This window comes from Tissierella praeacuta (assembly GCF_040396155.1).
Classification (GTDB): domain Bacteria; phylum Bacillota; class Clostridia; order Tissierellales; family Tissierellaceae; genus Tissierella; species Tissierella praeacuta_A.
Map to the genome: position 1 here is coordinate 1 of NZ_JBEBOY010000045.1, position 20,615 is coordinate 20,615.

At 28.3% G+C, this 20,615-nt stretch carries 21 protein-coding genes and 2 pseudogenes; 4 read left to right on the forward strand and 19 right to left on the reverse strand.

The window, feature by feature from the left end:
• Positions 1–126 precede the first annotated feature (126 nt).
• The 6 genes and pseudogenes from ABWP20_RS15790 to ABWP20_RS15815 all read right to left on the reverse strand — a co-directional run.
• Positions 127–261 (reverse strand): annotated as a pseudogene (locus tag ABWP20_RS15790) (IS200/IS605 family transposase); the annotation flags it as partial.
• Between the two features lie 6 nt (positions 262–267).
• Positions 268–1,059: a S8 family serine peptidase gene (locus ABWP20_RS15795; RefSeq protein WP_353097099.1), complete on the reverse strand. Its 792-nt coding sequence runs from the start codon at positions 1,057–1,059 to the stop codon at positions 268–270.
• 388 nt (positions 1,060–1,447) lie between these two features.
• Positions 1,448–2,068: a DUF5052 family protein gene (locus ABWP20_RS15800; RefSeq protein ID WP_353097100.1), complete on the reverse strand. Its 621-nt coding sequence runs from the start codon at positions 2,066–2,068 to the stop codon at positions 1,448–1,450.
• A gap of 319 nt (positions 2,069–2,387) precedes the next feature.
• The gene (locus tag ABWP20_RS15805) at positions 2,388–2,651 is read right to left on the reverse strand and encodes a hypothetical protein (protein WP_353097101.1); all 264 of its coding nucleotides are present in this window, start codon (positions 2,649–2,651) and stop codon (positions 2,388–2,390) included.
• 53 nt (positions 2,652–2,704) lie between these two features.
• Positions 2,705–2,989 carry a hypothetical protein gene (locus ABWP20_RS15810; RefSeq protein ID WP_353097102.1) on the reverse strand — a complete coding sequence of 95 codons (285 nt, stop codon included), beginning with the start codon at positions 2,987–2,989 and terminating at the stop codon, positions 2,705–2,707.
• Between the two features lie 127 nt (positions 2,990–3,116).
• Positions 3,117–3,437, reverse strand: a complete 321-nt coding sequence (locus ABWP20_RS15815; RefSeq protein ID WP_353097103.1) for a hypothetical protein — start codon at positions 3,435–3,437, stop codon at positions 3,117–3,119.
• 569 nt (positions 3,438–4,006) lie between these two features.
• Between ABWP20_RS15815 and ABWP20_RS15820 the strand changes: the two genes are divergently transcribed.
• The 4 genes from ABWP20_RS15820 (at position 4,007) to ABWP20_RS15835 (ending at position 7,134) form a co-directional block, all read left to right on the forward strand.
• Complete coding sequence (locus tag ABWP20_RS15820) at positions 4,007–4,204, forward strand: hypothetical protein (RefSeq protein WP_353097105.1); 198 nt, start codon at positions 4,007–4,009, stop codon at positions 4,202–4,204.
• A 414-nt stretch (positions 4,205–4,618) separates the two neighbouring features.
• Positions 4,619–4,981, forward strand: a complete 363-nt coding sequence (locus tag ABWP20_RS15825) for a hypothetical protein (RefSeq protein ID WP_353097106.1) — start codon at positions 4,619–4,621, stop codon at positions 4,979–4,981.
• A 330-nt stretch (positions 4,982–5,311) separates the two neighbouring features.
• Positions 5,312–5,479 (forward strand): aspartyl-phosphate phosphatase Spo0E family protein, encoded by a 168-nt coding sequence (locus tag ABWP20_RS15830; RefSeq protein ID WP_353097108.1) that lies wholly within the window; start codon positions 5,312–5,314, stop codon positions 5,477–5,479.
• 338 nt (positions 5,480–5,817) lie between these two features.
• On the forward strand, positions 5,818–7,134 hold the full coding sequence (locus tag ABWP20_RS15835) for a pyridoxal phosphate-dependent aminotransferase (RefSeq protein ID WP_353097109.1): 1,317 nt from the start codon (positions 5,818–5,820) through the stop codon (positions 7,132–7,134).
• 51 nt (positions 7,135–7,185) lie between these two features.
• Here ABWP20_RS15835 and ABWP20_RS15840 read toward each other — a convergent pair whose 3' ends face one another.
• From ABWP20_RS15840 to ABWP20_RS15900, 13 genes and pseudogenes are all read right to left on the reverse strand, one after another.
• Positions 7,186–7,782 carry a MerR family transcriptional regulator gene (locus ABWP20_RS15840; protein ID WP_353097110.1) on the reverse strand — a complete coding sequence of 199 codons (597 nt, stop codon included), beginning with the start codon at positions 7,780–7,782 and terminating at the stop codon, positions 7,186–7,188.
• 444 nt (positions 7,783–8,226) lie between these two features.
• A complete protein-coding gene (locus ABWP20_RS15845; protein WP_353097112.1) occupies positions 8,227–10,233 on the reverse strand; it encodes a M28 family metallopeptidase in 2,007 nt (668 codons plus the stop codon).
• Positions 10,234–10,306: 73 nt separating this feature from the next.
• Positions 10,307–10,657: a hypothetical protein gene (locus ABWP20_RS15850; RefSeq protein WP_353097113.1), complete on the reverse strand. Its 351-nt coding sequence runs from the start codon at positions 10,655–10,657 to the stop codon at positions 10,307–10,309.
• A 326-nt stretch (positions 10,658–10,983) separates the two neighbouring features.
• Positions 10,984–11,982, reverse strand: a complete 999-nt coding sequence (locus ABWP20_RS15855) for a M42 family metallopeptidase (RefSeq protein WP_353097115.1) — start codon at positions 11,980–11,982, stop codon at positions 10,984–10,986.
• The gene (locus ABWP20_RS15860; protein ID WP_353097116.1) at positions 11,982–13,001 is read right to left on the reverse strand and encodes a M42 family metallopeptidase; all 1,020 of its coding nucleotides are present in this window, start codon (positions 12,999–13,001) and stop codon (positions 11,982–11,984) included. Before ABWP20_RS15860 ends, ABWP20_RS15855 begins: the two co-directional genes overlap by 1 nt.
• Positions 12,992–14,047: a M42 family metallopeptidase gene (locus tag ABWP20_RS15865; RefSeq protein ID WP_353097117.1), complete on the reverse strand. Its 1,056-nt coding sequence runs from the start codon at positions 14,045–14,047 to the stop codon at positions 12,992–12,994. Before ABWP20_RS15865 ends, ABWP20_RS15860 begins: the two co-directional genes overlap by 10 nt.
• A gap of 36 nt (positions 14,048–14,083) precedes the next feature.
• Complete coding sequence (locus ABWP20_RS15870) at positions 14,084–14,860, reverse strand: CheR family methyltransferase (protein WP_353097119.1); 777 nt, start codon at positions 14,858–14,860, stop codon at positions 14,084–14,086.
• Positions 14,861–14,946: 86 nt separating this feature from the next.
• Positions 14,947–16,911, reverse strand: coding sequence for a bifunctional 4-hydroxy-3-methylbut-2-enyl diphosphate reductase/30S ribosomal protein S1 (locus tag ABWP20_RS15875; protein ID WP_353097120.1), 1,965 nt, complete (start codon positions 16,909–16,911; stop codon positions 14,947–14,949).
• Positions 16,911–17,507: a lysophospholipid acyltransferase family protein gene (locus ABWP20_RS15880; RefSeq protein ID WP_353097122.1), complete on the reverse strand. Its 597-nt coding sequence runs from the start codon at positions 17,505–17,507 to the stop codon at positions 16,911–16,913. The genes ABWP20_RS15875 and ABWP20_RS15880 overlap by 1 nt, the downstream gene beginning before the upstream one ends.
• A 4-nt stretch (positions 17,508–17,511) precedes the next feature.
• Entirely contained in the window at positions 17,512–18,174 is a 663-nt protein-coding gene (cmk, locus tag ABWP20_RS15885) for a (d)CMP kinase (RefSeq protein ID WP_353097123.1), read from the reverse strand.
• A gap of 56 nt (positions 18,175–18,230) precedes the next feature.
• A pseudogene (aroH, locus tag ABWP20_RS15890) lies at positions 18,231–18,598 on the reverse strand (chorismate mutase).
• Between the two features lie 100 nt (positions 18,599–18,698).
• Complete coding sequence (locus ABWP20_RS15895; RefSeq protein ID WP_353097125.1) at positions 18,699–19,919, reverse strand: BaiN/RdsA family NAD(P)/FAD-dependent oxidoreductase; 1,221 nt, start codon at positions 19,917–19,919, stop codon at positions 18,699–18,701.
• Positions 19,920–20,534, reverse strand: a complete 615-nt coding sequence (locus ABWP20_RS15900) for a histidine phosphatase family protein (RefSeq protein WP_353097127.1) — start codon at positions 20,532–20,534, stop codon at positions 19,920–19,922.
• Positions 20,535–20,615 lie beyond the last annotated feature (81 nt).

The window sequence follows — 20,615 nt, forward strand, 5'->3', positions numbered from 1 at the left end:
AATTGCTGGAGTTTTTATATTTGTAATTTTTAACTAGCACAACAGGTTAATTTAATTATGATTTTAAATAATAATGTCTAATTATTTTAAGAGCCCCTGCATTCCTTTTCTATTGTTCTTCTGTTACCTTTTTATGATGGATTCATTTAAGCCTGCTATGCTTACATAATATTCCTCTGCCCAAAACTTTCATTCTCCAAATATATACTTTAAATTTGCATGTTTATCAAATATCATCAAAGCACCATTTCCTTTTATATGATATTTTCATTTTCTTTTCATCCAATTTACTACCTTATAGAACCACCTATTAGGCTTAGCATCTTTAAAATGAATGTTATCATCTGTTATGTTATTACTATTATCGTTAGGTATACCTACTGTCATCTGAACCTCATTAGGCAGATTCAATAACCCCCAACCTTCTTCCTCATTCCAATCTTCAGTTGATAGCCTTATTGAATTTCTCTTAATAAATTCCTCAAATTCTAATGGTCCTAGATTAGAATTAATTTGTTTCAACATAGCGGCTATTCCAGATACAACTTGTACTACTCCACTTGTATGACTTAATGGTATATAGTCACCATATTGATTCTTAACAGCATAGTCTGTATATCCTAATCCTAATAAGTTTTCACCGTACTGGCTATATCCCGCCCTACCTTTGCCATCATAAGCTCCTATAGCAAACCAATGTTTATCTAAAGCAGGATAAGCATCTATCTCTCTACCCTCATTATCACTGCTATCAATCATAATTACACCTTTATCGTATAACTTTTTTGATAATCTTCGTAATTCACTATTCCACAAAGTTATTCTAAGACTACTGCATACCACCTGTACATCATCCTCAACCATTGCTTGAAAAGCATCCTCCCATATATATCTATATGAATCATCATCCATAACATTGTATTCTATTATTTCTGAATCGGGAACGACTTGTTTAATCAGTTCAGCTCCATTATGATGGCTTTTAGGTGAATATCCTATTATCCCAATTTTTACACCTTTACCAGTTATGCCTTTATCCTGCCAACTTATTATATTCAACTTGTTAAATCTCTCTTTATTCCTTTTGAGTAAATGAGTATTCATCTTATCACTTCACTTCCTACTTACTAGTATATATTTAACTTAAAGAACTCCACTATTTGCCTTTAATATGGTAGGTATTTTCATTTACTTTTCTTACTTATATATTAATAGCTTAATTTTGTATATTGCCATTATATGCAAACTATAGTATTATTAAAGAACTATAAAAACTATCTTTAGTCTATTTTTTATCATTACTATTCTGAAAAGAATTTTAGTTATATATCAATTATGAGTATATTTGTTAAGATCATAATTTTAGATAAAAAAGTTCTTTCCTCTAAAAAACTCAAGGATTTAATTTATCCCTGAGTCTCTGGGTTATAGATTCTCTTTCTATAATTTATTCTAATAGCCCAATATCATAAATTGTATAATCACATCTATATATAAAAAGATATTTCCCATCTATTAATATCCCTGTAGATTTATCTATTCCTGTTGCAAAGTAACTAACCTTGTCTCCTGCAAATGTAGCTAATGGTTTTCCAGATTGTGACCTTATCAATATTATTCTACCTTTTCCAGTAGTAAGATTTTTCATATCATTTACCATTCTATTAACAAAGGGGGTTGACCTATCAATATTTTGAATATTAGCTGTTTTACTATATTCATTAAATATATCTGTCAAACCTTCTTCATAGAGAATTAAACTACTCCCAACATGGACCATAGATTTGCCGCCTATAGTTAAATTTATTACAGAAGACTTATTAATTGTATTACCTTCTTCATCCTTAGAATTAAATTTATCTTCTGAACTAATGCTTATTGAGTTACCTTTAATACTATCAATAATATTACTTTCTTCATCATATGTCTGCACTATGGCAGTTCTTCCTCTTAATGCTTCTTTCATTTTTCCAATTTCATTACTAAATATTGCACAGCCATTTAACATTGATAATATAGGTACTAATACTACTAATAATACTATAAATCTTATTTTTTTAATTTTCATATGAAACCCCCTCCTTTCATTATATTAAACTAACATAAATTACATTTCAACTATTTTTATCCTATATATTGAGTCCTTATATTAACCATTTCTCAGTGTTAGATTTATTCTTAGTCCTATTATTGATACTATTCCACACAGGAATGATCCTATTAAATTAACTTCATAAACAAATTAATAACAATAATACAAAGTCTATTTCCTTATGAGTAAGTGAATTTTATATTTATCCTTTATTATGAAATAAAAAAGGTTAGAAACTCCTCTCTAACCTGGTTAAATTAGTCATAATTATTAAAGATAATATAAAGAAATTATCTTAATTTTCTTTATTATAATACTCCACCGATAATATAATTAATCCAATAATAATTAACATTATTCCAATTACAAAAGGCACTCCAAGAAATAAACTTTCAACTACTCCGTTTCCATACTTCTTTGCTCCAAAAATTGCATACCATAATTTTAATCCACTCCAAGCTGTCATAGATGGAGTATAAAATGCTGCAGCCATAATTAAAGTCATATCAATTATTACACCTGATAATAAAATTACAGAGCCTATGATAGTCTTTTTCATTGCCAAAACCCCTCTTTACCTTTTATTATTACTTTCTTTAAAAAGAACCTGGATTAACCAAGTTCCTTATCTAATATCCCATTAATTTTTTCTATATTTTTGCTGATTGAAGGATGTTTTTTATTATTGGAAACTCCAATAAATCCTACTATATTATTTTCATATAACGCTACATATATCATAGAAAAGTCCATAGGGTTTAAAAATAACTCTTTTAAAACATTTTTGTTCTTTGTAAATGAAAACATATACTTAAATCCATCAACAAATAATTCTATTGCATTCTCTTTATATTCATCATTTAAGTCTGATAACCTTACAATGCTAAAATCACCCACAGTAACCTCCTATTATAGAATAATCATATGACATATTTATTGAGCATTTTTCTACTGATATATATTTAAACCTTTAAATAATTATACTTGTTATCTACATTAAATTTAATAAAAGATAAACTGAAGCCTATAAACCTTTTGTTTCTTTTCCATGATATAAAATCAGTGTTGCCACATTAAGTATTATCGTAATTACAAGAAGTACTGCTGATAAAAATGCTATAGTATATGAAGTATCCATAAGAGCAGACCTAGCCCCTATCTTAACCAAATGATAGCTATAAAATAACTGGAAATATAGAGAAATTGAGCAAGCACTTATACTTAAAATTGAAAGGATACCCCATTTCCTATATTTATTGTTCCTATGTTGCATGAGATTAATAATTGGAAATGCCCATGCAATTAAACCAAGTACTAAGCTACCAAGCATAAGAAAGCTAATCATTGTAATACCTCCTAATTTTAGATATATTTCATATTATTATACCGCTACAAATTACTTATATGAAAATTATAGCATATACATATAACTTAATATAGTGATAGGTTACAATAATCTAGGCAACTAAATTAAGGTCTTGTAAACTAATATCAATATATTAAAAGTAGAATCGTTTATATAAAAAAAGAGAAAGAAGAACCTATACCCCCTAAGTTCAAAAAACAAATGGTGAAACTATACGAAAGTGGTAAGTCTAAGAAAGATATTTTAAAGCAAGCAGCGCTGATATTAGACCGTAGGTGCTTGTTTTAATATTATTACTATATCTACCTTTATAGTCTTATTTGTATTTTCCTATTTTAAATCTTGAGTTCGTTCCTACATAGTGGTATATTTATATATAAATTAATATAAGTGGTCAAAGTAGGCAAAATAGAAAATACAGCAATTAAGTTCATATTCTAAAATTCCATAAATATTAATTTAAACAAAATTTAAGTAAGCTTCAGATATATTATACATAGGAGCTAATTAAATTAAAATTTAATAAAATAAATAATAGGAGGATAATTATGTTAGAAAAGATAGCAAAAATTGGGGGATATTTTATTATCGTAATTTCTATTATAGCAGGAATTACTAGTATTATTAGTAAAGATTATGGATTACTGGTTTTGCAAATACTGGCTTTATTATCAGGAGTATTTCTGGTTTATGTATTGAAAGATATTAAAATATTCAAAAAATCAAATGATAGTGTTATAGAATAAATTTTCTTATTTTTAAATTATTTAATATTGATTTAATACAAAAAGAACAAAAGTAAGGTCCATAATGGATTCGATTAATATGTCTATATTCATAAAATCCATTATGGACCTTATGAAAGGAGAACATACTTTTCTTACAGTGAAAACTGAAAGTCGAATTCTATTTACGAACCTTACAACCTTATTATGTGAAGAATTAAAAATATTATACATTTATTTTAATATTTTTTATAAAAATATCTATCATCATTCAAATGTCTTATTTTATATACTTCCTATCCGTTATATCTAATCTATAAAACCTTCCTAATTTTATTTAACAATGACTATTAATTTTTATTACTTCCTAATTAAATATATATTTAGATTTTGGAAATACTAATAATAAACTAATAATAAAAGGAGATTTTATCTGTGAAAAAGATTTTAATATTATTAAGCTTTTTATTTATATTTCTTATTTCTTGTACCGCAAGAATTTCATATACCGAAGAATTTCCATATCTACCATCCTATAAGAATATGGTTGCTATAACTGATGAAACCAGCGAAAACCAAGAGGAATCATCGGAACTAAAAAAGGTTACTTATACTATTAAGGATACTAAACTAGAAGATGTTCTTACATCATATGAAACTATTCTACATGAAGATGGATGGAAAACTACACTTGACGGAAAGCCAAATATGCTCCAATTGGAAAAGGAAAATCATACAGCTTTAATTGTAGCGTACAATAAAAATGATGAAGTGCGATTAGATATAACCTCTAAGTAAAAAATATCTAAATGTATTTCTTCCTAATCATATAGCATCTTCAAGACTTCTTCTAGTTATCAGAAAATATGAAGAAGTCTTTTTCAATTCCAACTAACAAATCCATTCTTAAATATACTATTCACATATACTTTCACTAAACAAGCATATAAGTCAACTGAACATTTATCTTTTATCGTTATAAAAAGTCCACTTAATTCAGCCTATATTTATCTGAAAATATTCTTTATATTTTTTTCTTAGTTATATTCCCATATACATTGTTTTTTATATAAACTTGTATCAGTGTAACAGGTTAAATAAATACAATGTAGAAAAGGGGTATGTAACTTGCACGATGAAAATATGCTTAAAAACCTTGTTAAAGAAATAGAGGATACGAGGATTAAACTTCATAATTTGATATCCGATAAAAAATATAATCTTCTTGATTCGGAAGTAATTAAACTAAGCCAAATATTAGATAAACTTTTACATCAATACCATAATATTAAATAATTACATTTAATTTAGCCTGTTACACACTTTATATATCTTTATAAAAATCTACAAGTAAATTTAAATATTTCTTGTAGATTTTTAATTTATCATCAATTCAATCTAAGAAATATCTATTATATAAATGATTCTCCAGTTGCAATCCAATGAATTAATATTACATACTAAGATATTTAAATCACACAATTTAACTTTTATTCATAATAAAGTAAATAATTTGACCTAAAAATTAAGAATAGGGTGAAAAATTTTTAAATTAGTGTATAATAGAGGTGAGTACAGTAATTAAATTTATTAACTAAGTTTAATATACAATATAAAAGAGGGGGAAAATTATAATGAGTAAACCAATACTATCAGCGCATTTTGAATCAAGGAAACCATCAGATGTTCGTTTAGCTCAAATGAAATATGACGAACGTAAAGTAAAACCTCAAGCAGTAATAAATGTTGGGATAGGAAATGTATCTTTACCAACGAATCCAGCTATGCAAAAAAGAATGTTTGGGCTTAACTCATCTGAAAGTCCTTTTGCAAATGGAGTTGTTAGATATTCAGGGACAGCAGGTACTATAGAAGCACAAAATGCTTTTAAAAATATCTTAAAAAGTGAAGGTTTCGATGTAGATAATCTTCATGTTCAAATAACAGATGGTGGTTCATCTGGTATGGAATTATTACTTCTAGGGGTTTGTGGACCTGCTGGAACTGATGAAAAACCTCTTATGATGATTGACCCTGCTTATACAAACTATATTTCATTTGCAGAAAGAATTGGACGTAAAACTGTAACCATAAAACGTCATATGGGTGAAAATGGGAAATTTAATTTACCCGATATGAATGAAGTTGAAGAAATAATAAAAGAAAATAATCCAGGAGCACTTTTAGTAATCCCTTATGATAATCCAACAGGACAATATTACACATATGATATTTTAAAAAATCTTGCTGAACTTTGTGTTAAATATAATATGTGGATGGTAAGTGATGAAGCTTATCGTGAGTTATATTATGATGAAGAAGAAAAACTTGTAAGTATTTGGGGATTAACAGATGCAGATGTTTCAGGAATTGAAGGAAGAAGAATTAGTATTGAAACAGCCTCAAAAGTATGGAATGCATGTGGTCTAAGAATAGGTGCAGTAATTACAGATAATGCAGAGTTTAACAACCGTTCAGTTGCTGAATATACAGCTAATCTTTGCGCTAATGTAATTGGTCAATATATATTCGGAGCATTATCACATGAAAGCGAAGAAAGTATTCTTGGATGGTGTAAACAACAAAGAGATTATTATAAAGATTTAATAGTAAAAGTTTATAATGGACTTAAAGAACAGGAACCTAAGCTTATTGTTTCAAGTCCTGATGCATCAATTTATTTAGTAATTGATGTAAGAAATGTTGTAAAACCTGGTTTCGATTCAATTGATTTCGTTCTATATTGTGCTGGAGAAGGTTTAGTTGATATTAATGGAGTTGAAACAACTTTACTCGTAGCACCAATGAAAGGTTTCTATGATATTGAAAATGATGAAGAAAATCCAGGAAAAACTCAGTTTAGAATTTCTTTCGTTGAATCACCTGAAAATATGGCTAAAGTTCCTGAGTTATTCGTTAAACTTTTAAGAAAATATGAAGCTCAAAGATAATACAAAATAAACATATAAATAATAGTATAAGGGTGAGTTATCACCTTTATACTATTTCTTTTTAAATAGCTTCTTAAAGAACCCCTCTTCTTTTTCCTCAATTTTCTTTAATCTATCATTCAATTCAATAACTTCAAAAGTTTTTTCCTTAATTTTCATTTTAAGCTTTGCATTCTCACATATTAAAACATCTCTTTCCTTAGAATTTAATTCATTTCGAAGCATTGCTACTTCATCCCTTAATTCCTCTATTACTTTAATATTTTTTTCTGAACCTTCATTAATCTGAGCAAATAATTTATCGAAGAATTCCTCCTCCAAAGTCATGCTTATTTCTTTAGCTAATTGGTACGTATCGAAAAACATATTATCATCAACTGCGACTACATCTGTTGCCTCCTGATTTGTCATCATAACCTCTGGTGATTGTATTATAAGTTTTATTTGTTTATTAGTAAATCCTTTATCCTGTAAAGTCTTTATATATTGTATTAGTTCAATTTCTTTATATGTAAAATACCTATGATTTGAATTATTTCTTGGAACATCAATTTCAAATTCTTTTTCATAATATCTTAGGACATGTGGAGCATATCCAGTCAGTTCAGATACTTCCGATATAGTGTACTCATGATTCAAATCCAACATAATATATCCCCCTCGAATCCAGTCTACTACCTAATATAATTCTCCAAATAACTTATAATTCCTTTAATTTTTAGAAATTTTTTTCATACAAATTATTTCATAATAATACAAAACTCCACATACTATTTTATAATTGAACAAAATTCTAATATTTTATAAAAAATACATAGTACTTTATATGCATATTTGTCGATGGAAAATAAATAAAATCCATCTTATTTACTGCAAAGAATGGATTTTATTACTAAAAATCATTTCAATAAATTAAAGCCTGTGTTACCTTTCCCTGTTAATATTAGTATAAAAATTATTATATAATTCTTTGGATTCTAACACTATGATGAACTGTCAATAATTAGAATTTTCCTCTGAAAATATATTTTATAAGCAAAATCTTTATCTACAATATCATTATATTTGTTTACATAAATAACTTAGTATTTTCTAATTCAAAAGTACTTTTAGTATGTCTTCAATAAAAGGTGACATATTAAGTTCCTTATATACTTTTATAGATTCTTCTATTGTTTTATATTGCCACTCTGTATTACTATAAGGGGTAGTAATCATAATCTTATAGATTTTACCATCTTTTTCTACTTTTCTATATAAACCATTTAACTGATTATTTGACTTTTTATATACAGGACTATATACTTCATCTCCAATAGTAATATCTTCATCAGATATCACACTATCTGTATATTCAGCATAAGTATATTTTATTTTTTTAATATCCTTATCTTCAATTACAAATCCAATTGATATACTAGCATTATCTAAAATATCTTTATTAGATAATCTATTATCGAACATAAACTCTATTTTTCCTATATTATCTATCTTAGGTTCTATAGTATAAATTTTATCCAACTCAGGATCATCAATATATTCCTCAGATCGATCAAATACATTAACTGTATACAGATAATAGTTTCCTAGTTTTTCAGGTAGTTGAAACTCTGGGTAAATTTTATAGAAACCTTCAAGTTCCATACCCTTGTGATAATCTTCATTATATCTAGCTGGAGAAACAAAAAATCCAAGATCCTGTCTAATCAACTCTTTATTTTCATTAATTTCTATAAATTTATATTCATTGAAATTTAATTTAATATATTCCTCTGATAGTATATCATCTAGATTTTTAACTGCATTTAAACTATTGTCTAATAATTTAAACGTATCCTTTGAATTGTTTATTATAAAATCAACAAGGATATTACTTAATCTTTCTATATATTCTATATCTACTTTATCCATAGTATCTTCCAAAGTATGTATGACATCCTTTATATTTTCTTGAGACAATCCTACTCCATTTATATCATTATTTATAAATATAATATGATCACTGCCCCTAGGTATGTCACCATCAGAATATGCTTCAACACCATGTTCTTTGAATTGGGATGTAATAGCTTTTACAAGTTCATTTTCTTCTCCCTTTCCATCTACTAATAATCTACCACCATTTTTTAATCCTAAAGAGTCTATATTTATATTATATATATTCTCGTATTTAGTAGATATATCTTCTACAAATGGAATACTTCCTTGAAATAAAGAGTCCTCTCCATTAAATGCACAAAATACTATATCTTGCTCTAGCTTCTCTTTATCGGAATGCAATTTTAACTTTTCCACAATATCCAGCAGAGCAGATACTCCTGTTCCATTATCTATTGCACCTTTCCATATCATATTACCTTTACTTCCTACATGGTCAAAATGTGCTGTTATAACTATGGCGTTTTTTCTATTTTTACCCGGTATCACTCCAACTACATTATTTTGAGGAAATTCTTCTTCTATTCCATCCACTTGGAAATTCACATTTATTTCTTTTACTCCTTTTTCTAGCATCTCTTTATATAGACTAGGGCTTATTTGTATCATAGTTATATGTTCTTCTTCAATCTTTGGAGCACCTCTTCTAAAGCTTTCCATAGGAAATATTACACCCTTAGCCTTATCTTTCACCTCTACAGTATTATCCATCTTCTCTAACAACACAAATTTATTCTCTATATTTTCATCTTTATAGTCTAAAACCAATTCTCCCTTAAAATCTACATTAGTCATAATATTTTCTAAAAAATCTCTCCCATATTCACACTCTTTAGTATCTCCATCTAAAAATGTAATTACCATTTTATAGTTTTCATTATTAATATTCCAGCCCATATGATTATACTCAAATAGATAACTATTTCCATAGGGTTCTAATCCTATTTTTTCAAATTTATCCTTTATATACTCCTGAGCCTTTTTATTTCCTTCTGTATTTGGCAGCCTTCCATCACATTCCTCTGATGTTAAATATTCTAACGTATCTTTAATTGATGTAATCTGAGAATTTTGTAAAGCTTCTGTACTCTTACAGGAAGTTAATAAAAACATTAATATAGGTAACAGATAAACAAGCTTTTTCTTTATTTTATTAAACATTTACATGTCTCCTTTAAAATATACACTATTAAAAACAATAATTGGGATCAATCTCCCAATTATTGTTTTTTCACTATCTACCGCAACTTGTATGAATATACTTTGTTTCATGTTGAGTATCAACTCCAGAGTGATAACATCCATATGTGGTACATTGAGTCCAAGTCTGGGTTGTAATATATCTTTCTTCTATCTTGCATTTAGAAGAATGTCCACATTGTTCAACACCTACAAGATAATTGGATACTACTTTTTTTCTGCTTACAATTTGACCTTCTCCACAATAGTCACAGCCAAAAGATCGCAAAGAAATACCGTCTTGTTCATGTTCCTCCACTGCAATCACATTCAACGGAAGGATTGCAAGTAACATTAATACTGATAATACTACCGACAGGTGTTTCTTAACATTTTTCTTCAGCATATAATATAGCCCCTTTCTTCTGTATATAATTTATATTTTTCTACACTAGTAATTGAATATAACTTTCTTCCCCTATAGAAAGTTATTCCTAGTATTTATCTATGGGAAACAATAAATACCAAGCATTACCAACGATTGATTAGATTATATCAATCTTATCTACTATTGTCCACAATCTTTATTCGTCATTTATCGACATCTACTTCGATAATAAATATAAATATTTGATTATAAAAGTTTTACCTAAAAATAAAACCTCCCATTATATATGTTAAACATATATAATGGGAGGTTTTATTAATTTTGCTTATACTACACTCAAATTCTTATATGTCCAACTTATCCTCTAAAAACTTTACTAATAGCTTTGTACAATTAATAATATCATCCTTAGATGCCATTTCTATGGTAGAATGAACATATCTAGTAGGCACAGAAATTACTCCTGACGGAACTCCTTCTTTGTTAATATGAATAGCTCCAGAATCAGTACCTCCAAATTCTAATACTTCCATTTGATAAGGAATTTCATTATTTTTAGCTAATGAAACAAGTAATTCTTTTACTTTTGGATGACAGATGATAGAATTATCCTTTACTTTAATAGCAGCTCCTTTATTTAATCCAATAGCAAATCTCTTAGCCTTAGGAGTGTCACCATTACTTGTTACATCTAAAGATATACCTACATCTGGACTAACTCTATATGCAGCAGTCTTAGCTCCCCTAAGTCCTACCTCCTCTTGAACTGAAAAAACAAAATATAAATCATTGATTGGATTTTTTATGGACTTTAGGGCTTCAATTGCAATAAAACATCCTACTCTATCATCTAAATAGGGAGTAAATACGACATTTTCATTTTCTACATACTCTGATTTATATATACAAATATCTCCTATACTTATTTTCTTCTCTGCTTCTTCTTTACTAAAGGCACCAATATCTATATACATATTTTCTAATTTTAACTTAGATATATCATCAACAGGTTCAGCATAAATAACCCCAATAGTGCCATTTTCGAATACAACTTGTTGACTTATTGAAACAACAGGAGAAATTCCACCTACATTTGTAAATCTTAAAAATCCTTTTTCATCTATATCGATTACCATAAGTCCAATTTGATCCATATGAGCAGAAATCATAACTTTTTTTCCATTACCTTTTTTCCTAGCGATTAAATTACCTAAAGCATCTATTTCCATTTCATCTACATAATCTTTAATCTCATTTACAATATATTGTCTAATAATATATTCATTGCTAGAAGGTCCATAAATTTCAGCTAACTCTTTTAATAATTCGAAGTTTATATTCATTATAATTCCTCCTTTTCAAATTTAGATAAAATGGCTTTTAGAAGTGAATAAGTATTGTTGTAATCATTTTTACTCATTACAGATGCTGGTGAATGTATATATCTACAAGGAACAGATATAGTAGTGGTTATTGAACCTTCCTTAGTAGTATGAATTTTACCAGAATCATTTCCACCCATAGAAGTCTTTCTATATTGATATGGAATATTGTTTTCTTCAGCAATATTAGCTATCTTTTTCCTAAATTCACGATTAAACATAGTAGTTCTATCTATTAAAGATATAGCCGGCCCCTTGTTAAGATAAGTAGGAACTAAATATGTATCCAATTTCGGCATATCATAGCATAATGTTCCTTCTAAAACCAATGAAATGTCTGGATTGACTTCATATGCTGCCGGTCCAGCTCCTACTAGCCCGATTTCTTCCATTACTGTAAATACAGCATAAAAGCTAATATCTTTTACTTCTTTAATCAAATTAATCAAAAGTGAACATCCAACCCTGTTATCAAGGGCCTTTGCCTTTACTAAATCTTCACCAAACTCTACATAATCAGATGCAAATGATACATAATCACCAACACTAACTATTTTTTCAGCTTCCTCTTTAGAGCTTACACCTATATCTATGTATAATTCATCTAATGTTAATGCTTTCATCCACTCTTCTTTTTTCTGAAGATGAATAGGCTTTGCCCCAATTACACCCATAATCTTGTTTTTACCAACTAAAACAGGTTTTGATACTAAAATCCTCTTATCTATTCCACCTACTGTAGTGAATTTAAGTAATCCCATATTATCTATTTCTTTAACAAGCAGTCCAACTTCATCCATATGTGCCGTAACCATTAGTTTTTTATTAGTATCTTTACCTTTTTTATATGCGATAATATTTCCTATTCTATCTATTTTTAATGTATCAACATGTTCTTTTATCTCAGAAATTATTAAATCTCTAACTTCTTTCTCGTTACCAGATACTCCAGATGATTCTGTTAATTGTTTTAATAGCATAATAATCCCTCCAAATTCTCATTAGAAATAGAAGCAATAAAGAATGCTAATAGTTTTGCGGTATGTTTTATATCAATCATATCAACTACTTCAACAGATGTATGCATATATCTTAAGGGTATGGAAAGAACTAAAGCAGGAATACCTTCTCTATTTATTATCATAGCCCTTGCATCAGTTCCAGTTAATCCTGGAGATATTTCCATTTGAAAAGGAATATTATATTCTGTAGCTACTTCAGTAAGTTTCTTTCGAAGTGTTGGATGAATATTTCCTCCCAATGTAATTCCAGGTCCCTTTCCTAGTTCTATTGAATCAGATTTAGAAAGCTCAGGCGTTGTTCCAAATCCAACATCTATAGCAATACCTATATCTGGATTAATCCTATAGGTACTAGTTAATGCCCCAGCCATACTAACCTCTTCTTGAACCGTAGATACAAAATATACATCTGCTTCATGTTTAATTTTATTTAGTTCCTTAATACATTCATAGACAACTGCTATTCCAGCCCTATCGTCTAAGGCCTTTCCTGCTACCTTTGTTCCTTGTAGGTTAGCCATATTTCTTCCGAGTGTTATGGAGTCTCCTATGCTTATAACTTCATCAACCTTTTCCTTAGGGTACCCAATATCTATAATCATATCTTCCATCTTTATAGCTTTATCATGTTCTGATGGATCTTGTAGATGAGGAGGTTTAGAGCCTATAATACCAAAAAAATCTTCTTTACCATGTACAATAACTTCTTGCCCTAAAATAGTCCTTGGATCAATTCCTCCTATATTAGTAAATCTAATAAATCCATTATCTTCAATATCCTTCACCATTAAACCAATTTCATCCATATGGGCTGCCAGCATTATTTTTATATTATTTCCATTAGATAGTCCTTTTTTCAATGCTATAATATTTCCAAGCTTGTCTACTGAAATATCATCAATATATTCATTAAATGCTGAAATGATAGTATTTTTTAAAGTATGTTCATATCCCGAGACACCTTTACCATTACATAATAATTCCAAAAATACTTTGGTATCCAAATCTATTCCCCCTTTATTTATGATTTTATTCAATAATTAAATTATCTTTTCATAAAAAAATGTTTTCGCCGCCTTTAATTTATGTTTTTCAGGCATAATTATCTGTTCAGTACTTCCAACAAATAATATTCCATTATTATTTAAGGAATTATAAAACTTAGAATATAAAATTTCTTTTGCATCTTCAGTAAAATAAATCATTACATTTCGGCAGGTAATTAAATCTACATTCGATGGAAATCTATCTTTTAACAAATCCATTTTTTTATATTCAACACATTTTTTAATATCATCTGATATTTTATATGAGTTTTCTATTTTACTAAAATATTTTTCCTTAAATCCTCTTGGAAGATTTGCTAAGGATTTTTCACTATATAACCCAAATTTTGCTTTGTTCATTGCTTCATTATCTATATCTGTTGCTAATACTTTTATATCTTTTAAAGGAAAAAAATTAGATAACATCATAACTAAAGAATAAGGCTCTTCGCCAGTAGAACAGGCTGCACTCCAAACATTTAATCCCTTTTTATTTTTCGTAATCAAAGAAGGGATAATATTTTTCTCTAGTACCTCCCATTGGGAAGGATTCCTATAGAATTCAGAAACATTTATGGTCAAATAATTAATAAATTGCTCTAAAAGATTTCTATCATTTTTTAAGCCAATAAAATAATCATCAAAATCTTTAAAATTATTTCTAGTTAAAAGAGATGATATTCTTCTTTTCATTTGTTTCTCTTTATAAAAATTCAAATCTATATTTATTAATCCATTTATATTTTTTTTAAATACTTCGTACTTGTCCATTTTTACCCCCTATTTATTTAAGCAAAAATGCAATATAGGGCTTTAATGTAATTGTATTACATCAAAACCCATAATATAATAATTTATTAATTTTTATCTACAATATCTCCAATAGTTACTTCTGGTTCTTCATTTAAAGTAATATTTTCATCTATTATTTCATCTGATTCTACAGCATCTTTTAAACTTAAACTAATTTTCTTTGACTCTACATTAATGTCAATAACTTTCACATTAAGTTTATCACCTATTTTTAATACATCTGCTGGCTTGTTTATATGTTCTTTAGATATTTGTGAAACATGAAGTAGTCCATCTACTCCTTCTTTTAATCTAATAAATGCGCCAAAATCCAATAGATTTACAACAGTTCCTTCAACTATATCTCCAACATTTACATTTTTAGAAAAAGCAGACCATGGTTCCTCAGTAGTTTGTTTCAAACCTAAAGAGATTCTACCTTTTTCCTTGTCAAGAGCCAATACTTTAACTGAAACTTTTTGTCCCTCTTTAACAACATTTGAAGGATGCTTTACTCTATTCCAAGATAAATCTGATATATGAATTAGTCCATCTACACCACCTAAATCTACAAAAGCACCAAAATCAGTTAACCTTTGTACTGTTCCTTCTACTAATTGATCTACTTCAAGAGTTGCCCATAATTCTTTTCTTTTATTACTTAATTCTTCTCGTTCAACTTCTTTTCTTGATAAAATAACTCTTCTCTTTTCTTTATCAAAATCAATAATTTTAGCTATTAAAATTTTACCTTTATATACACTTAAGTCAGATACAAAATTAATAGAAACTTGAGAAGCTGGCATAAAACCATTAACTCCATTTACTATTACAGAAAGACCACCTTTAATGTTATTTAATACTTTACATTCAACTCTTTCTTTATCATTAAATATTTTTTCAACTGTATCTAAATTTTTAAAATCATTTACTCTCTTTGAAGAAAGAACAACATTACCTTCTCCATCATCTAATCTAACTACAAAAACATCTATTTCATCTCCAACTTTATATAAATCCTTTGGTTTTACATCTGGATCATTAGATAATTCTTCTCTATTAATAATACCATCTGATTTATAATTTATATTTACCATAACTTCATTATCAGTAACATAAATTACTTTACCTTTTAGTACATCCCCTCTATGAATTTTAGTAAAAGAATTTTCAATTGCCTCCATCATTTCATTGCTGTTAATATTGTCCATTGTTTCAACTACCTCCTTAATTATCCAATCAGGTGTTGAGGCACCTGCTGTTATTCCTATTTTATTAAACTTTGATAGTACTTGTAAAGGTAATTCTTTAAAAGTTTCTATATGATATACGTTTCTGCAATACTTCTTGCTAATTTCTACCAATTTATTTGTATTTGAACTATGGTATCCGCCTATTACAATCATAGCATCGACTTTCCCAGAAACCTCTTTACATGATTCTTGACGCAAGCTTGTAGCATTACAAATTGTATTAAATATCTTAACCTCATTACCTTTTTTTTCTATTACCTTAGATAAAGTTTCAAATTTTTCTTGTGTATTTGTCGTTTGAGAAACTACACATATCTTTTCCATCTCAGGTAATTCTTCTGCCTCCTCTAGGGAGTTTATAATAAATGCCTTGTTATTACACCAGCCATTTATTCCAATTATCTCTGGGTGATTTGAATCCCCAATTATTACTATATTATATCCTTGATTTTGATATTCTTCAACCCTCTTATGCACAGATTTCACATAAGGACAGGTACTGTCAATAATATCTAAATTTATATCATTGATCTCATCAATAATAGATTTACTCACTCCATGAGCCCTTATAACTATTCTGCCATTTTCAACTTCTTCAATTCCATTAATAGGTTTCAATCCATTTTCCTCAAATTGTTTTACTACTTGAGGGTTGTGAACTAAAGGACCTAATGAGTAAATATTCTTATTAGAATCTGAAAGTTCAGAAGTTGCCAGATCAACTGCTCTCTTTACCCCAAAGCAAAAACCAGCATTATCAGCTATAATTATTTCCACTATATTTTCACCTCTTTATCTTTAATAGAATATATTGAACGTAGAATTTCTTTACCAAATAAGTGATAATCTTCTTTAGTTAGCTTTTTATCATAACTATTAGAAAAATCAATTGGCTTTCCAAAATAAACCTTTATTTTACTAAAAGGTCTGGATTTCCCTTCTATATAAACTGGTAAAACTGGTGACTGAGATTTTATACTTATTAATGCAATTCCAGGTTTTGCATTCTCCATATTAATCTCCTTGACCCTAGTACCTTCTGGAAATATTCCTAATACTCCATCTTTCTTAAGAACCTTTAATGAATTTTTTATTGCCGATAGATCTGATTCCTCCCGATCTACAGGAAAGGTTCCTATTTTAGTAAGAAAAAAAGATAATATTTTATTATTAAAAAGTTGTTTCTTTGCCATCCAAGAAATCTGGCGTGGAAATACAATGGATAATACAATCGGATCTAGATTACTTATATGATTGGAACAAAGTATTACTCTTCCTTCCTTTAATATGTTTTCCTTCCCATGAACCTCTATCCTATAGAATAATCTAAATAATGTCCCTATTATTGTCTTTATCACATTATAAAGATACATATTATTACCTCCCTTTAACTATGGAAATAACTTCCTCTACAGATTCCTCAATAGTTTTATTTGTAGTATCAAGTTTATATGCATCTTCACTTTCCACTAAAGGAGAATTTTCCCTAGTACTATCTATTCTATCTCTATTTTCTATATCAAGCTTTACTTGTTCGTAAGATATTTCTCTTTCTTCCTTTTCCAATAGTTCTTTATATCTTCTGATAGCTCTTTCCTCAACACTTGCTGTAAGAAAAAATTTAAAATCCGCATTTGGAAGAACTACTGTACCTATATCTCTGCCATCCATAATAATTGACTTTGTTTTAGCCAATTCTTGTTGGATTTTAACCATGCCTTCTCTTACTTCTTTAATTTGTGCAATAAAAGAAACATTCTTGTTTATAACATTATCTCGTATTTCTTTATCTACTTGGATACCATCAAGATATATATGATTATTTTTAAAATCAATAGAAGTACTGTTTAAAGTATCAATAACATTATTAGTCGATAAAGGATTTATTCCAAGTCTTAATACCTTCAAAGTTAGGGCTCTATACATAGCACCTGTATCTACATATTCAATAGATAAAGCCTCAGCTATTTTTTTCGCAATAGTACTTTTACCAGCACCAGCCGGTCCATCTATTGCAATTGTAATATTCTTATTTAACATAATATCCCTCCAATAAAAGAACCTTCATTACAAAATAATAACCACCTTTGGGTGGCTTAGGCATTATTTAACAAATCAGGTCTTAAAATTTTAGCATCTTTTAAATAAACATGATTTACATCATTCTGACTTATTATCGAATTATAAAATACAATTATTCTAATACATTTAGCAAGACTACCCTCAACATACATCTCATTAGAGCACATTAATCCAGCATTTATATATCCTAATTCTCTAACTGCCTTAGTAGGATATGCCTTGTCTAAATCATTAGTGCAAGAAAATATTATGCTAATAACCTTATCCCGGTTTATATTATTCTTTTTTCGATTTCAATTAATAATTCCTTAGTACCATTTAATATGTCAGAAACTGAATTCTCTGAAACTGTGATGGCTCCTCTAATTGCTACAATACTCATAGCATCACTCCTTTAATAATTATATATTAAATCCTTATAGTAAACAAGCTATTTTAGCTTAATTATGAACAATATTTCAATGATTTAGTAGATTATAACATTATACATTGATTCCAGCTAAATAACCTGTGGAATAAGCTATTTGCAAATTGTATCCCCCAGTTAAAGCATCTACATCAATAACTTCCCCAGCAAAATATAAACCAGAAACTTTCTTTGATTCCATTGTAGATGGATTTATCTCCTTAGTTGATACTCCACCAGATGTGACTATAGCCTCATCTATTGGTCTAAAGGATTTAAAGGTAATAGGAAATTTTTTAATAGCATCTAATAGATTAAGCCTTTCCTCCTTAGTAATTTGATTTACTGGCTTTTCAGGGTCTATACCAGATAAAAATATTATAGTCGGTATCAATTTTTGAGGTAATAGGGCATCTAAAGCATTTTTTATTTTTTTGTTATTATTTAATTCAAAATCCCTTAGTATTCTGTCATCTAATTTCTTATTATCTAATGCAGGTTTTAAATCAATAAATAATTGAATTCCATCATTAATATACCTATATAGATAATTGCTTATAGAAAGAACAATCGGGCCTGAAATTCCATAATGAGTAAAAATCATTTCCCCAAATTCTTCATATAATAGCCTTTTTTTAGAATAAGCAGATAAAGTTACATTTTTAAGAGATAATCCTTGTAATTCTTTAATCCAATCTTCTTTGACTTCAATAGGCACTAAAGAAGGTCTTATTTTAGTAATACTATGTCCAAACTTCTCAGCAAATTTATACCCATCACCAGTAGAACCTGTAGAAGGATATGACTTTCCACCTGTAGCAATTATTAATTTGTCAAAAATCATCTTATCATTATTAGTTTTTACAATAAACATTCCATCTTCAATATCAATGGAACTAACATTAGTATTTAACATTAACTTAACATTGTTAGCTGATAAAAATTTTTGAAAAGATTTAATAACATCTGATGATTTATCACTTTCTGGAAACACCCTATTTCCTCTTTCCACCTTTATCTTTAGTCCATAGTCTTTAAGTAAATTAATTATATCATTATTAGTAAAACTATAAAAACTGCTATAAAGAAAATTTTTATTTTTCATTACATTATCAAAAAAATCTTCAATAGGTGAATTATTAGTTATATTGCATCTACCTTTTCCTGTAATAAAAAGTTTCTTTCCTATTCTTTCATTTTTTTCAATTAAAGTCACATCTTTGCCCCTAGAACCCGAAATCCCAGATGCTATAATTCCAGCTGGTCCAGCTCCTATTATACAAACTCTTTCATTCATTTACAGCAACTCCTTTAGATGAGATACATCATTTAATAGTGTCAAAACATTATTATAACTCCTACATTCAACTATAGTAAGGGAAACATTACTTAATGAAATATTCTTATAATATGAAACATTCATTTCTAATAATCCTAGAATTATAGTTTTTAGTGTAGCGCTATGTGATACTATAGCAATATTCTTCCCCTTGTTCTCATTTATAATGTCATTAACGTAATTCATAGACCTATATTGTAATGTTTTTAAGGTCTCAGCACCATTCATGTTAAGCTTATGAGGTTCCTTATTCCAAATAGCATATTCGTAGCTATAATCCTCTCGTATTTTTTGGATATCCAACCCTTCCCATGGTCCAAAATTTATTTCCCTAAGAGCCTCATTTGATATCAATGGTTTATCTATTATATCAGATATTAATTTAGCTGTAGTATATGCTCTTGATAAATCACTGGTATAAACCCTATCTATATTTTCTGTCATAAGTCTATTTCCCAATTTCATAGCCTGTCTTTTCCCTAGATCAGTTAGCATAGTATCTTGTTGTCCTTGAACCAAATTTAATTTATTCCATTCAGATTGCCCATGTCTTATTAAAAATATTCTTGTCAATAATAACACCTCTTAATGATAATATTTGTTAGGCGTTTGCAAAACGCCATAACCCGCATAAATACGGGATATTTTTCGCTT

What these genes read in the sequence shown, in the direction of transcription:
- ABWP20_RS15855 (WP_353097115.1), bottom strand. Translation starts at nt 11,982, where the DNA reads ATGAATATAAACTTCGAATTATTAAAAGAGTTAGCTGAAATTTATGGA.
- cmk (WP_353097123.1), bottom strand. Translation starts at nt 18,174, where the DNA reads ATGTTAAATAAGAATATTACAATTGCAATAGATGGACCGGCTGGTGCT.
- ABWP20_RS15835 (WP_353097109.1), top strand. Translation starts at nt 5,818, where the DNA reads ATGAGTAAACCAATACTATCAGCGCATTTTGAATCAAGGAAACCATCA.
- ABWP20_RS15800 (WP_353097100.1), bottom strand. Translation starts at nt 2,068, where the DNA reads ATGAAAATTAAAAAAATAAGATTTATAGTATTATTAGTAGTATTAGTA.
- ABWP20_RS15870 (WP_353097119.1), bottom strand. Translation starts at nt 14,860, where the DNA reads ATGGACAAGTACGAAGTATTTAAAAAAAATATAAATGGATTAATAAAT.
- ABWP20_RS15860 (WP_353097116.1), bottom strand. Translation starts at nt 13,001, where the DNA reads ATGCTATTAAAACAATTAACAGAATCATCTGGAGTATCTGGTAACGAG.
- ABWP20_RS15845 (WP_353097112.1), bottom strand. Translation starts at nt 10,233, where the DNA reads ATGTTTAATAAAATAAAGAAAAAGCTTGTTTATCTGTTACCTATATTA.
- ABWP20_RS15805 (WP_353097101.1), bottom strand. Translation starts at nt 2,651, where the DNA reads ATGAAAAAGACTATCATAGGCTCTGTAATTTTATTATCAGGTGTAATA.
- ABWP20_RS15820 (WP_353097105.1), top strand. Translation starts at nt 4,007, where the DNA reads ATGTTAGAAAAGATAGCAAAAATTGGGGGATATTTTATTATCGTAATT.
- ABWP20_RS15895 (WP_353097125.1), bottom strand. Translation starts at nt 19,919, where the DNA reads ATGAATGAAAGAGTTTGTATAATAGGAGCTGGACCAGCTGGAATTATA.
- ABWP20_RS15840 (WP_353097110.1), bottom strand. Translation starts at nt 7,782, where the DNA reads ATGTTGGATTTGAATCATGAGTACACTATATCGGAAGTATCTGAACTG.
- ABWP20_RS15880 (WP_353097122.1), bottom strand. Translation starts at nt 17,507, where the DNA reads ATGTATCTTTATAATGTGATAAAGACAATAATAGGGACATTATTTAGA.
- ABWP20_RS15850 (WP_353097113.1), bottom strand. Translation starts at nt 10,657, where the DNA reads ATGCTGAAGAAAAATGTTAAGAAACACCTGTCGGTAGTATTATCAGTA.
- ABWP20_RS15815 (WP_353097103.1), bottom strand. Translation starts at nt 3,437, where the DNA reads ATGATTAGCTTTCTTATGCTTGGTAGCTTAGTACTTGGTTTAATTGCA.